Source organism: Acerihabitans arboris, from assembly GCF_010131535.1.
Classification (GTDB): Bacteria; Pseudomonadota; Gammaproteobacteria; order Enterobacterales; family Enterobacteriaceae; genus Acerihabitans; species Acerihabitans arboris.
The window spans coordinates 49274-62428 of the sequence record NZ_WUBS01000014.1; the positions used below are offsets into that span (position 1 = coordinate 49274).

The following is a 13155-nucleotide window of genomic DNA, read 5'->3' on the forward strand; positions in this document are numbered from 1 at the left end:
GCCAGCCGCCGCTGGCCTTGGGCCGATGGTATCATCAGTTATGGTCCAGATGATGCAGCGCAAACAGTCCGATCAACACAATACCGAAAGTGATCACTAAGCTGAGACCGGCATTTTCGGTCAGCCAAAATATCGCCTGCGTGCCGCCTTCACCAAGCGCGCCAGATAAAGATAATAACCCGAGGTAAAATGTTTTTCGCTGGATGAACCGGGTCTGCATGGCCAGGCCGTATAACTGGCCGAATGCGATATAACCGCCGAACGCCAGCACGGCTAGTGAAAACAGTAAAATATAAAAATTGTGCATGCTCAGCACGATAAAAAGCAATGCCGCTAAAATTGCAATCAGCCCGATGCTGGCATTACAGATACTATTTTGCCGGAAGATATCAGTGTGTCTGAGCAAGAAAAAGAGTAATACGACGACAATCGCATCAAAAGATAACCAGATATTCACCCCCTCCTGTCCAAGGAAATGAGAATCCAGCGAGGGCAGGATCGTATAAACAATGGAACAGGCCGCCCATACTGAAAGCGCCGCCGTCCAAATCAGGAAAAATTTCTTATCAAATTCTGGTCGTTTTTCAAACATTGCAATGTTATATTCGGGACTGCTGACCTTGCCCAGACGGAAAAAATTAACTACCAGAGCCAGCAGTACCAGAATGATAAACGTGACTACCCCTTGATAAATCCCGATTGAAAAGAAAGCAAAAAATGGGCAGATAAATGCCGACGCGTTAATAAGCATTAAATGTGTGTTAAAAATATCATGATTGATGTTGTTACCCACCAGGCTTTTGGCGTCCCGATCGGCTGATTCGAGCAGGCTGATCAGCATGGTGGTGGTAGCGCCGCCGCCGATCCCCGCAAGTAACGCAAAACCATAAACTGCTTGGGGATCCTGGCTGTATGCCATAAGCAGCAAGGAGGTAGCCTCAACTATTACTCCGGCGGTAAAAATAAACTCCCGCCGGATAAAAAGGCTAAGATAGCTGAACAGTAAAGGGGTGCAGCGATACATGAACAAGATATACGAGTAATATAAACCTGTTTGCGCCATACTCATCTCACCGGCGCCAGCGAGTTTTAACGGTAATACGATAGCTACGCCAAGAAATAACAGGCGTTCAAGAAAATGCACGCACAAAAAATTAAGCAAACGATACCCGGCCTTCCTGACAGACGCTGCTTTTTGATCGGCAAAATTGGGTTTATTCAAAAAATTTAACATCAGTAATTGTACACTCGTCTCAGGTCGTTTTTTTGGCTATAAAATTCTACTATCTGCCGGTCTTCCTCAAAGAGCATTTCAATAAGATTGCAAATATGCACCAGAATAACATTCTGCTCCTCAACAGCAATAACGGGAATTTCTCTCAACAGATTCAGGGTTATCAAATCATGGTCGCTCTCTTCGTTAATATCCGAATGTGTTATTATTGGGTTATAAAATTCTTCCGGCAGACCTTTATTGATGCATGCATCAATAAAGGTATTGTTAAACATCTGACTTGGTGTTTCAAACAGCAAGAGGGCGCTGAAGAAGCTCAAGAAATGCTGGCGGGCATAAACGCCCAGGCTGGCATTAGCCATAAATGTAGCGGGTAATGGCTGCCGTGCCAACAATACCGATTCATCGATGCCAACCTCGCTCAGGCATGCCAGCAACATTTTATCATGGTCATACTCCTCGATAAACAGGCCCAGCAGCAGGGCACGTATATTTTCATTCAGGTTATGGCTTAACGCGGGGGCAATAAGCGCCGGTGACATTTTCACGAGATGATAGTATTCCATAGCAAAACCAATAATTTCATTATTTGTTATTTTCCCTGAGACCATTCGACTATAAAATGGTGAGTCTCCGGCATTATATTGCCATTTTCGCACTACGGGGAGCAAACGACTAAAATAAAAATCCTCACCGCTAAGCGCGCCGGTTTGCTTGATTTGCATGCCGTCATCTATCAGGCCCAGCTTATCCAGGCGTTGAATGATTTCTACACAACAGAAACCTTCGTTTTCTGAAAATTTCTGTATTAAGTTCTTGGTACTGTATTTACCTTTCGCTAACGTTTTCAGGAATAGGAATAGTTTGTTTTTTGTTTCCGGCTCCACGGTAATATCGCAGCCCTGTTCATGATAATGCAAGGCAATACCGGTATCATTAGTCGTAATAGCAACCCCTTTTCTTAATCGTGGAAAACAGAAAAAATTATTCATGATAGTATTACCCCGTTGGTGAGATCAGATTAGTCGCAAAAGAGTATGGGAGTGAGAATAATAATTCCATATTGCACGGTAATAGGCATCATAAAGTTCGACAAAAAGGTGTGTTTGTCTTTTCATTTTAATTAATGCGTCTCGCGAAATCACCGGGATATTGGCGAACAGCTGCCGGCCAAAACTGGTATGGTTATGCTCCATATTGATAATGGAATGAGACTTGATTTTCTCAACAAACTGCCCGTCCATTCTCCCCGACTGCTCCATCGCAATGACATAGCTATCCACTTCGGCGTCCTTGCCTTCGATCACCTCCATCGTGCTAAAAAAGAACAGCGGGTCGTTGGCCGACCAATAGGCAAGGGAATTGGCTAATCCCAGCGTTTCCGGCAGGGGGACTGAGTTGATAATATCCTGTTCGTCCATACCGAGTAATGTTAAAGCGGAAAGAATGATCTCCGCATGTCCATTTTCGTTGCAAAAAACAGTATTCATCGCCTGTCTGGTCTTGCGGCAACCGTGAAAATAAAGGGCATGGGCATCAAATGAACTGCCGCGCGCAAGTAGGTGATAATTTTCTATCGCCACGCCGACAAACACATTTTCAGGTATTTCACTAGGGGTATTACATTTTTTCCAGAATATATTGTTATATAATGATTTATCCATCAGGCGGTTTTGCACATCTTCTATTTCAAGTATCGCTTCTTTTCCTGAGAGGAACTCCGTCGGTAAATTTCTAGTCAATAACCCCGATTCCGACAAACAATCTATAAGCAAGGCTGCGTCTTCACAGGATATTTGCGTTTTATTTTTCTTAATGATATCTGGTATTGATGTTTTACCGTCTAATAATAACAGGAAATTATATGCTTCATTGGGGGTTACAGGTAATACGTTGATGCTGAATTCGTCTTCGTCAGTGATCGCCAGCAGATGATTGTTTGATAAAGATAACGTGCAATTTAAATGCGGACAATAATTTAATTCGCTCATGACCATTACTCCATGAAGAAAGGCACCTCAAGGAGATGCCTTATTGGTTTGGGCTATCATAGGTGCAAAGGCATCAGGACAGGATGTGTTTTTTTTGCCACAATGATAATTTTATGGGATTTTATGTTCATGGTTACTCCTCTTTTGGGTTGAAAATGCGTACTGTAAACTGTCCAGCACGCGGGTGTGTTTAGCTCGGTTTATAATTTGAATTTCGCAGTAAATGAATAAACCCCATTGTTTATTCTATAATTAGCCAAATTCAAAATAATTAGATTAAAATTGATGATCAATATTCAATGAAAGTTATGTCTCCCGTACTAAATTAGTATTTATTCGCGAGCCACGCTTTCATAAAATAACCAATCTGCCTGGCCAGTGACTTTAACTTAAATCATACGTGGACAGATTGCAATATCAAAATCATATAAAATTTCCTGATAGACTGACTGTTAATGTTGGGGCGGTTTTTCTCAGATAAATAAAAGCAAATGAATAAAATATGCAAATAATATATATCATATGAATGCGATATTGTTTTGCTGATTATGGGTTTAATTTTTTAAAATTACGGTCATGCAAATTGCTTATTTGATAAGATCGGCCGGCATCGTATATTTCAACAGGCTGAAATCAATATACTTTTAGCCATGCTTGGGAATGGGGTTGCTTATGCATTTATAGGCGGGGTTGATTCTGAATGGCAAATTGCCGGATTGATTTTAGGGTTAACCACAATTTTTTTGTCTGAATATTTCCCAAGTCATATTAAAGCGCATCTTAATAAAAATATTCTCAAGAATTTCTTGAAATAACGGGTGCATTGATAAACCTGTTTCATCACTGCAGTAACGGATTTTCGGGGTATAACATTCAAAAGGAGAACTATTATCGGTCATGGCGGTAATGTCCTGGGGGTTAAAGTCTTAATAAGCACATTTTAGGGATAAGGAATTCTTAGTCAAGTCACGATAAGGTGAGCTGGCGGGGCGGGGGCGGAGACCCGATTTTATGATCTATTTTCGTAAAGCTGTTCACGGTTTATTTATAAGACGCACTAAAAAGTATTAGCTTATAAATAACTATACCAGCAGATTACCCCTTCTGAAATCGTTCAAACCTGCCCAACGCCTCGTCAACGGCAACCTGTAGCTCCGGTCGCGGGACCGTGAACCAGGTCCATTTTTGCACCAGCAGCCTGCCCGCCGGGCGGTCCATCTTCAGATCAAGCGCGGCCACGATGTCGTCGCCCACCAGCACCGGCAGCGCGAAATAACCCAATACCCTTTTGTCGGCGGGTACGTAGGCTTCAAAGCGGTGTTCATACCCAAAGAACAGCTGCAGCCGTTTGCGTTGAATCACCAGGGGATCAAAGGGCGACAGGATCGCGGTGCGTGGCGCTGGTGGCAGCTCAATGACTTGTTCCAGCGCTGCGGGGACGGTCCAATGCTGGATTTTGGCATGGTTGTCGATATGAACCGGCACCAGCTGTTTTTTTTTCTCCGCCGCGTCGATAAGCGTACGGACCGCCCCCTTCGCTCCCACATTGCCAAAGCAAATTGAATCCAGGCTGACCATACCCTGGGAGCGCAGGGCCCGCTCAACAAGATAGTGGGCGTACTGCTGTTCGGTGGCCGGGCGGGGACGGCGGGGCCAGCCGAAATGACGAGCGGATAAATCGTAGCTTTTTAACATGCCGGTACGTTTGCTGACCGTCAGGTCGCCGCTGAAAAAGCCATAGCGCAGCGCGCGCCTTGACGGTTTGCGACTGCCCCAGGGGTGGGTTTTCTCCACCAGCACATCGTCGTTGATATCCCGGATCGACAGCGCGCCGTCGTCGCGGATGCGTTTGAGCAGCGCGGCGTAATGCTGCGCATCCAGGTCGGCATACGATGCGTGGGGCTTGGCGCGAAACTGGTTCATGGCCGGCAGGAACATGCGGTAATCCGCCGTCGGCACATAGGCCAGGGCATGGGTCCAGTATTCAAACACCGATTTGGCGCCCGACTGAGCCAGCTCCAGGTCGGCGCGCCGGTAGGCGGGAATGCGTGAATAAAGGATATGATGATGGCTGCGTTCGATAACGTTGATCGTATCAATCTGCACATACCCGAGATGCCCGGTGGCCAGGCGCACGGCGTCCGGTCCTTCACCGAAAGGCGCGGCAACATCAAGCCGCTGCGCCCGCAGCCAGATTGCGCGGGCTTGTCGGGCGGTCACCGGGATAGAAGATTTGGTCATAGAGTTATCTTTTCACAATGATGGAAAAAAAACGCCTGAAATATTCACCTGAGCTTAATTGAGGGATTAAAAAAAGTCATGCGGTAAGCTGCGGGCTGTTATGTTTCGCCGGGCCGTATCCTGTACAGTACTGGTCGGTTTTATCCTTGCCTGCTTTCGCTCGCATTATTCCCTATTTTGGTGCGAAAGCACCATTATGGTGCAAAATATTTTATGTTTTGTGCGCTCCAGCCTCTGCATACGCCGCATTACCCCATTTCATCGCTTCGCTGTCTATGCCTGCCCTGGTTCGAGCGCTTTTTTGCTTGACTCAGCGTACCTTTAAAAACGATAAAAATCATCTATTAATAATGTAGGGAAAGCCGTATTCCCACGTGGTGAGACTCTATTCTCATATTATGGCATGGATCCTGCTTATCCCAGGTTATCTCTTTTGCTTAATACGAAGTCACCTATGCCCGATATCCCAGCGCAAAGTCAGGTCGATGGTGTGGAAAACATCTCCTCCCATGAGCGTGTCTTAATGATTTTAAAAGTGCTGGCGCAATTTGGCCGTCCGGTTAACGCGGCGGAGTTAATGAAGGCCACCGGCCTGGCCAAGAGTACGCTTTACCGCCAGTTGGTGATGTTAAAGCGTTGGGGCTTTGTATTTGAATCAGGCAATTTATATGCGCCCGGCCCGGTCAGCCTGCAGCTCTCCCTGGGATTTAACGCTGTGTCTATGCTGACGCAATACGCCCGCCCGGAAATGCAATGGCTCTCCGATCTTTCACGTGAAACGGTGGCTATCACGGTTGCCGTGAATGCCCAGGCGGTCTGCGTCGACATGATCGAGGCGCCCCAGTCGCTGCGCTGCTCTTTTGAGAAGGGGCGCAGCCTGCCGTTAAGGGATGGCGCCACCGCTAAGTGTCTGTTGGCCCATCTGCCTGAGCTGGACAGGAAACATATTCTCCAGGCGGAATTTCCCGATGCGGCCGAGAAAAACGACAGGCAAGCACAGCTGGAGGACATTCGCACCCAAGGTTATGCCTGCAGCCACGGTGAGGTGGACGACGGTGTTTGGGGGATTAGCGTGCCCTTGTTTGCCTCCGGCAGGTTTTTACTGGGCGTGTTATCGCTAATGGCGCCTTTGCAACGGGTCGCCGATCGGCAGCCGCAGTTGATAAGCCTCACCACCGAGGCCGCGGAACGTATAAATAATCACCTGCAAATAGGTTGATTTTCACTCTTCTATTGATTCAAAAGGAAAGAACCATGTCCATCATTCGTCCCGTTTTAACCAGTCTGTTCGCCGCCGGCATATTATGCCTGTCCGCAACCTCTTTTGCGCAGGATGCTCAACCTATTAAAGCGGTAACCGATGCCACATTCCCACCGATGGAGTATATGGAGAACGGTAAGTTTGCCGGGTTTGATATCGAACTGGTCGAGGCGATCGGGCATGTGCTTAACCGGCCTATCGCTTGGACCAACGTGGATTTTAAAGGCCTGGTGCCCAGCGTGACCGCCCAACGCGCCGATATTGCGGTCTCAGCCATCTATATCACCCCCGCGCGCGCGGAAGTGATCGACTTTACGCACTCTTACCTGAGCGGTGGCCTGGTGGCGATGGTTAAAGAGGGCAATACCACGATCAACACCCTGGATGATCTGAAAGGCAAGAAAATCAGCGTTCAGGTGGGGACTAAATCGGTACAGTGGCTGCGCGACAATATTCCGTCGGCCCAACTGGTGGAGGTCGAGAAAAACCAGCAGATGTTCAGCCTGGTGGACATCGGACGGGTTGATGCCGCTGTCACCGGCAAACCGGCGGCGTTCCAATATGCGCGCACCAAAGGCGGCGTTCGGATATTGGCCGATCAGCTGACCACCGAAGAATATGGTATTGCCGTACAGAAGAACCAGCCAAAGCTGACGGCGGATATCAATGGGGCGCTTGATCAGCTCAAGGCCAACGGTACTTATGCGGCCCTGGTACAAAAATGGTTCCCCACTACGACGAAATAGGAACGACCGAATAAGAACGGCTCGATAAGGCATGCGCATTATGTCATCGGCTTTTAAGCGTTGATTTAAATACCTGTACCTGCGGCACAATACACGGAAATACCTATGAATCTAGACCTGAACTTTTCACCTGTCTTTGCTGGAGCCGGATTGTTGCTTCAAGGCACGATAGTGACCGTTGAAATCACGCTTTGCGCATTGCTCTTGAGTTGTACGCTTGGATTGCTATTAGGTATTGGCCGTCTTAATCCCGAACGGCGAGTTATCTACGTCCTGTGCAGCGCCTACGTGGCGTTGATTCGGGGCACGCCGCTCCTGGTACAGCTGTTTATCTGGTATTACGGGCTTCCTCGCCTTGGCCTGGTGCTGCCGTCATTTTTCTGTGGCGTTATCGGCCTGGGATTGTATTCGAGTTCCTATGTGGCGGAAGTGGTACGCGGCTCTATTCAATCCATTGAAAAAGGGCAGAATGAAGCCGCGCGCTCGCTGGGCATGTCCGGCGGCCAGGCGATGTATAAAATTATCCTGCCGCAGGCCGTTATCCGGATGATACCGCCGCTGGGTAATGAATTTATCGCGTTGATCAAGAATTCAGCGCTGGTGTCGCTTATCACCATCCAGGACGTGATGCAGGCGGGATCGACGATTATCAGTAATTCCTACCGGGATCTGGAAACCTATCTGGTTATCGCCGCGGTGTACTTCTGCCTGACGGGAATCTCTGTTTTGGCATTGCGTTATGGTGAAAAACGGCTCAAATCGAAAGGGGCGCTGCAATGAAAGACTTACGCGCTAACGGCAATCCCATCATCAGGATCCGTAATCTCGGCAAGCGTTTTGGCACCAACCGGGTGCTTAACGGTATCGACTTCGATGTCTTCCCAGGCCAGGTGGTGGTGATTATCGGGCCGAGCGGGTCGGGTAAAAGCACTTTCCTGCGCTGCTGCAACGGGCTGGAACAAGCCGAGGAAGGGGATATTGAGATTTGCGGCAGCGCCTTGGTTAACCAGGGGAAAATGTTGCCTGACGTGGAGCTTAACGAACTGCGCAAAAACGTCGGTATGGTATTCCAGTCGTTTAATTTGTTTCCTCACCTCAGTGTGCTGGACAATATTTGTGTCGCCCCCCAGATGCTGCGTAACCTTAAAAAAACCGAAGCCCGGGCGCAGGCGGTTAAGTTGTTGGGCAAAGTCGGTTTGGCCGCCAAGGCGGAGGCAATGCCCAACAGTCTATCCGGTGGGCAAAAGCAACGTGTCGCCATTGCCCGCGCGCTGGCGATGGAACCGCTGGTGATGTTGTTCGACGAGCCGACGTCCGCGCTGGATCCCGAACTGGTCGGCGAGGTGCTGCGGGTGATGAAAATTTTGGCCCAGGACGGCATGACCATGATTGTGGTTACGCACGAAATGGCATTTGCCCAGGAAGTGGCCGATGTGGTGGTGGTCATGGACGGCGGGGTGATCATCGAGGCGGGGCCGCCCGCAACTATTTTCGGCGCGCCGCGCGAAGAGCGGACCAAGACGTTCCTGCAAAGCGTACTGTCCCGCTCATAACGGGGCCGGCGCCGGATATCTTAATGTGCACATTCTTGCGGCCAACGAAATTGCGCCGCCACTATCCGGAACTAATATGATTTCTAAACAACTTTTCGCACAACAGGCATTATTAGCCACCGGCTGGCGGCAAAATGTACTGATAGAATGGGATGAGAACGGCGTCATCCAGCGGGTGACGCCTGATGCAGCCAGGCCTGCCGACGGTGAGGTTGTCGCCTGTATCATCCCGGGGATGCCCAACCTGCACTCCCATGCGTTCCAGCGCGCCTTTGCGGGACTGACGGAATATCGTCATGCGCAACAGGACAGCTTCTGGAGCTGGCGCAATCTGATGTATGCGTTTGCCGCGCGTATCACGCCTGAACAAATGGAAAGGGTAGCAACCTGGCTTTATGCGGAGATGCTGGAGGCAGGTTACACCTCGGTGTGTGAGTTCCACTATGTGCACCATCAGCCCGACGGCGCGCCCTATGCGGACCCCGCCCTAATGTGCCGCAGCCTGCTGAACGCCGCCCGCAATACCGGCATCGGCCTTACCCTATTGCCGGTCTGCTATCAAAATGGCGGCTTTGGCGGTCAACCGCCCGTGGCGCTGCAAAAACGCTTTATTCATTCGACGCCGCAGATATTGGCCCTGTGGGAGACGCTGTTACCGCTTTGCCGTAAGCAACATGCCAGGCTGGGTATCGCGCCGCATTCTCTGCGGGCGGTGGATCCGCAAAACCTCGCCGATCTGGTTGAGGCCGTACGGCGGATGGATGCCACCGCCCCGGTCCATATCCATATTGCCGAGCAGTTGAAGGAAGTGGAGGACTGTGTGGCATGGTCGGGGCAACGTCCCGTGGAATGGCTGCTGGATCACGCGCAGGTTGACGCGCACTGGTGCCTGATCCATGCCACGCATATGAATGAGCGTGAATACCAGCAGGCGGCTGCAACGGGCGCCGTGGTGGGGTTGTGTCCCACCACCGAAGGTAATTTGGGCGACGGTACTTTTGATTATCCGTTATGGCACAAGCATCAGGGGCGATGGGGCATTGGCTCCGACAGCAATTCCGTCGTCAGCGCGGCGGAGGAGTTGCTGATGCTGGAATACAGCCAGCGCTTCCATTTGCGCCAGCGTAATATCGGCGCCGGCGATGGTTTCCCGGAAGTGGCGACCGCGCTTTACCTGGGCGCCGTCAGCGGCGGCGCCCAGGCCAGCGGCCGGCAGGTGGACGGTATTGCCGTCGGGCAAAGCGCCGATGTTGTCGAACTTGACGACACACATCATGCCATTGCGTCGCTGCCCAGCGAAAAAGTCCTTTCAGGGCATGTCTTCGGCAGTTCCCGCACCTCCGCCATCCGGCGCGTATGGACCAGGGGACAGTTGCGGGTGAAAGATACCCACCATCTGTTACATGACCAGGCGCTGGCGGGGTTTATCGAGATGCGCAAGGAATTATTTAACGCTGGATAAGCCTGCGTCCCGGTGTGCAGGCTGCTCGCAGGCGGCATCCGTCGGTCAAAACAAGCGGATGCCGCCTGTTGCGCAGTGGCATCATCACCTAAAGATAGCGCTTTGGCAATTTGCAGCGCGAACGGCGCGACGCCGCCGGCGCCCTGCACCAGCGCCGAATCCCCGGCGCGACAAATTGTTGCATTTATCCGCGAAATTTCGATGGATGGTTACGCCATTCGGCAGCCCTGCGTCGCACGATCCCGCCACGGACTGTTATTAACGAACGGATGTCCTAAATATCTCAAAACCGTTATCGGCCCGATTCTGTATCCGCACCGGCAAAAGCGTCGTTAATCGCCTCGATCACCACTCGCACGCGTCCCGATGTCCAGACCTCGGGGTTGACCACCAGCCAGATATCGGCGGAGTCGCTACGCGACGGCATTACATTGATCAGTTCGGGACAACATCTTTCCACTATCTCCCGCGCCATCATGCTGATGCCCATTCCTTGCCTGACGGCTTCAATCAGCAGCAGTTGCGACGCGGTTTCCATCACGATATTGCCGTTGGTCAAGGGCTCGCCGCACAGCTCCTGCCAATACTGCGGCAGCACGTCACGGGGAAACATCACCAGATCATGCCCGGCAAAAGCGCCGCCGGCCGCCGTCAGGCTATAACCCTCGGGATGGCGGGTAAACAGGCTGGTCGCTAATTCCTGTTCCAGCGTGCGCAGGCGGCGGGCGACGGTGGCCTGATCGACGCCCAGGCCGGCGGCGGCCGCGACCGGGGTTTTGGTCTGGCGGGACAAGGTCTCGGTATAGTGACGCTGGCCGGTTTCAGTTATCTATTGATAGAACTGCCCGCGCTGGGATGGAACAGCGACTTAATCCAACTCGCCGCAGGTATTTCCCTGGCAAGCGCCACGGGTTTTATCGCGGCGGAACGGCGCGCCATATCACCGCTGACCCCGCAGTCCTTGTTTCAGTATCCCGCTTTCAACATCGCCAATCTTACCGGTATGATGATTAACGCATGCTATTTCGGCGGCATCTACGCCCTGAGCCTGATCCTGCAGCAGAAGTTGCATTTTTCCCCTTCGCGCACCTAATGTTGTTTTTGCGCGAGAGCATTACGCCACTGGTGATTATCGCCATGGCGGTATGGGCCGGAGGGGCCGCCTTTGTGGTGCCGCCGATGACCGCCACCGTTTTGCATAACGCGCCGTTATCCATGGCGGCTACCGCCTCGGCGGTGCATACCACGCTGCGGCAACTGGGGGCGCTGATAGGAGTGGCGCTGACCGGCCTGGCCTTTACGCTGGTTGCCTCGCCTTTGGTTACGCTGATGCTGGTGTCGGCGTTGATCCATATGCTGCTGGCACTAATGATCTGGCGGCGGCTCCCGACAAAATGATATGTTCCCGATATAGTTGAGGTGTAGTTGCGGCGTAACTACGCTATCATCGACTCAACCAGTCAAAGGGTCTCGTGGCTAACGTCTTTCCCACCATCCTGCGAATATCACTAACCGATCGTCTCCGCCATCTTCTCCACCCGCCTGATGGCCGCATACAGGTCCGCCACGGTAACCTTGCCCGGCATATTCGCCATATCCGGCGCATGTACCGACGCCTGCACAATGCTCTCCAGCTCCCCAGCGCTTAAATCGGCTATATCCCTTAACCGCAGCGGCACCGCGCAGGCTTTCGCCAGCAGCATGGCTTCACGCAGTTCGTCGTCGGAGCGGTTTTCCAGCGCCAGCAGGCATAAATTACCGAACCCCACCAGCAGGCCATGGCCGAAATCATGGGTTTTATGACAGACGGTAAAGCCTTCATAGATGGCGTGGGCGGCGGCGGCATGGGCGCCGTTGCTCATCAGCGAGGTGAGTCCCGCGAACATAAAGATGGCGTCCAATACCTGATCCAGTTCCGTGTTGGCCCGGCCGCCGCGTACCGCCTGGCAGGCTGCCGGTCCATAGGCGGCGATCAGATCATAGCAAATCAGGCTGTTGGCCCGGGATGAACGCTGGATACCCACCAGTTGGGTCTGCTGGGCGCTGATGGCGCGAAATTCGTACCATTTTGCCAGGGTGTCGCCAAGCCCGGCCGCCAGCCAGCGTATCGGCGCGCGCACCAGCAGATCGCTGTCGATGATTACCGCCGCCGGCGCCTGCGGCAACGGATAGAGATCCCGGAACTGGCCGTCGTCGAAATAACGAATCGACAGCGGCGTCACCGCCGCGCAGGTGGCGGCAATAGTCGGGACGGCCACCACCGGCACATTGGCGGCCACGCCCACCGCCTTACAGGTGTCCAGCGCCTTGCCGCCGCCGGCGCCGATAATCAGGTCGATATGCTGCTCCGCCACCCATTGCGTTAACCGCTGGATTTGCGTTTCGCTGCATTCACCGCCAAACCATGCGCTGCCGACCAATGACACCGGACCGCCTGACAACTGGGCTTTCACTCTATCGCCCACCGCCGCCAGCGCCTGGTGACCGCCAACCAGCAGCGCGCGCCGCCCGATCTTGCCGCAAACCTCTCCCAGCCGGGACAGGGTGCCTGGCCCGCGCAGGATCTGTGCCGGGAAAATAATGGTTTGTGCTTGCATGTACGATTTCTCCACTGACTTAGTGTTCTCTAAAGGTTGATAACTTAACCCGCGCGTCGCGCCTTAATCA

The 13155-nt window shown here is 52.0% G+C and carries 13 protein-coding genes; 7 read left to right on the plus strand and 6 right to left on the minus strand.

The window, feature by feature from the left end; genetic code table 11:
- Positions 1 to 34 precede the first annotated feature (34 nt).
- The 4 genes from GRH90_RS18600 to GRH90_RS18615 all read right to left on the minus strand — a co-directional run bounded on the left by GRH90_RS18600 (position 35) and on the right by GRH90_RS18615 (position 5466).
- Entirely contained in the window at positions 35 to 1222 is a 1188-nt protein-coding gene (locus tag GRH90_RS18600; protein WP_162367460.1) for an MFS transporter, read from the minus strand.
- A gap of 11 nt (positions 1223 to 1233) precedes the next feature.
- Positions 1234 to 2226: an iron-containing redox enzyme family protein gene (locus tag GRH90_RS18605; protein ID WP_162367461.1), complete on the minus strand. Its 993-nt coding sequence runs from the start codon at positions 2224 to 2226 to the stop codon at positions 1234 to 1236.
- A gap of 24 nt (positions 2227 to 2250) precedes the next feature.
- A complete protein-coding gene (locus GRH90_RS18610; protein ID WP_162367462.1) occupies positions 2251 to 3225 on the minus strand; it encodes an iron-containing redox enzyme family protein in 975 nt (324 codons plus the stop codon).
- A gap of 1095 nt (positions 3226 to 4320) precedes the next feature.
- Positions 4321 to 5466, minus strand: coding sequence for a winged helix-turn-helix domain-containing protein (locus tag GRH90_RS18615; RefSeq protein WP_162367463.1), 1146 nt, complete (start codon positions 5464 to 5466; stop codon positions 4321 to 4323).
- A gap of 454 nt (positions 5467 to 5920) precedes the next feature.
- On the opposite strand from GRH90_RS18615, the gene GRH90_RS18620 reads away from it, so the two are divergent.
- From GRH90_RS18620 to GRH90_RS18640, 5 genes are all read left to right on the plus strand, one after another.
- Complete coding sequence (locus tag GRH90_RS18620; protein ID WP_162367464.1) at positions 5921 to 6685, plus strand: IclR family transcriptional regulator; 765 nt, start codon at positions 5921 to 5923, stop codon at positions 6683 to 6685.
- Between the two features lie 35 nt (positions 6686 to 6720).
- Positions 6721 to 7473: a transporter substrate-binding domain-containing protein gene (locus tag GRH90_RS18625; RefSeq protein WP_162367465.1), complete on the plus strand. Its 753-nt coding sequence runs from the start codon at positions 6721 to 6723 to the stop codon at positions 7471 to 7473.
- Positions 7474 to 7578: 105 nt separating this feature from the next.
- Positions 7579 to 8253 carry an amino acid ABC transporter permease gene (locus tag GRH90_RS18630; RefSeq protein ID WP_162367466.1) on the plus strand — a complete coding sequence of 225 codons (675 nt, stop codon included), beginning with the start codon at positions 7579 to 7581 and terminating at the stop codon, positions 8251 to 8253.
- Positions 8254 to 8279: 26 nt separating this feature from the next.
- Positions 8280 to 9026 (plus strand): amino acid ABC transporter ATP-binding protein, encoded by a 747-nt coding sequence (locus GRH90_RS18635; protein WP_312857202.1) that lies wholly within the window; start codon positions 8280 to 8282, stop codon positions 9024 to 9026.
- A 76-nt stretch (positions 9027 to 9102) separates the two neighbouring features.
- Positions 9103 to 10488 carry a formimidoylglutamate deiminase gene (locus GRH90_RS18640; protein ID WP_162367468.1) on the plus strand — a complete coding sequence of 462 codons (1386 nt, stop codon included), beginning with the start codon at positions 9103 to 9105 and terminating at the stop codon, positions 10486 to 10488.
- A gap of 292 nt (positions 10489 to 10780) precedes the next feature.
- Here the strand turns inward: GRH90_RS18640 and GRH90_RS18645 are convergent, their stop codons facing one another.
- On the minus strand, positions 10781 to 11281 hold the full coding sequence (locus GRH90_RS18645) for a LysR family transcriptional regulator (RefSeq protein WP_162367469.1): 501 nt from the start codon (positions 11279 to 11281) through the stop codon (positions 10781 to 10783).
- 12 nt (positions 11282 to 11293) lie between these two features.
- Between GRH90_RS18645 and GRH90_RS18650 the strand changes: the two genes are divergently transcribed.
- Positions 11294 to 11581: a hypothetical protein gene (locus tag GRH90_RS18650; protein ID WP_162367470.1), complete on the plus strand. Its 288-nt coding sequence runs from the start codon at positions 11294 to 11296 to the stop codon at positions 11579 to 11581.
- Positions 11581 to 11886 (plus strand): MFS transporter, encoded by a 306-nt coding sequence (locus GRH90_RS18655; protein WP_162367471.1) that lies wholly within the window; start codon positions 11581 to 11583, stop codon positions 11884 to 11886. Before GRH90_RS18650 ends, GRH90_RS18655 begins: the two co-directional genes overlap by 1 nt.
- A gap of 110 nt (positions 11887 to 11996) precedes the next feature.
- Here GRH90_RS18655 and GRH90_RS18660 read toward each other — a convergent pair whose 3' ends face one another.
- On the minus strand, positions 11997 to 13085 hold the full coding sequence (locus GRH90_RS18660) for an iron-containing alcohol dehydrogenase family protein (protein ID WP_162367472.1): 1089 nt from the start codon (positions 13083 to 13085) through the stop codon (positions 11997 to 11999).
- Between the last annotated feature and the right edge of the window lie 70 nt (positions 13086 to 13155).

Bases quoted from the DNA above. Each gene is read 5' to 3' on its own strand.
- GRH90_RS18605 (WP_162367461.1), bottom strand. From the start codon at position 2,226: ATGAATAATTTTTTCTGTTTTCCACGATTAAGAAAAGGGGTTGCTATT.
- GRH90_RS18660 (WP_162367472.1), bottom strand. From the start codon at position 13,085: ATGCAAGCACAAACCATTATTTTCCCGGCACAGATCCTGCGCGGGCCA.
- GRH90_RS18625 (WP_162367465.1), top strand. From the start codon at position 6,721: ATGTCCATCATTCGTCCCGTTTTAACCAGTCTGTTCGCCGCCGGCATA.
- GRH90_RS18620 (WP_162367464.1), top strand. From the start codon at position 5,921: ATGCCCGATATCCCAGCGCAAAGTCAGGTCGATGGTGTGGAAAACATC.
- GRH90_RS18640 (WP_162367468.1), top strand. From the start codon at position 9,103: ATGATTTCTAAACAACTTTTCGCACAACAGGCATTATTAGCCACCGGC.
- GRH90_RS18615 (WP_162367463.1), bottom strand. From the start codon at position 5,466: ATGACCAAATCTTCTATCCCGGTGACCGCCCGACAAGCCCGCGCAATC.
- GRH90_RS18610 (WP_162367462.1), bottom strand. From the start codon at position 3,225: ATGAGCGAATTAAATTATTGTCCGCATTTAAATTGCACGTTATCTTTA.
- GRH90_RS18630 (WP_162367466.1), top strand. From the start codon at position 7,579: ATGAATCTAGACCTGAACTTTTCACCTGTCTTTGCTGGAGCCGGATTG.
- GRH90_RS18655 (WP_162367471.1), top strand. From the start codon at position 11,581: ATGTTGTTTTTGCGCGAGAGCATTACGCCACTGGTGATTATCGCCATG.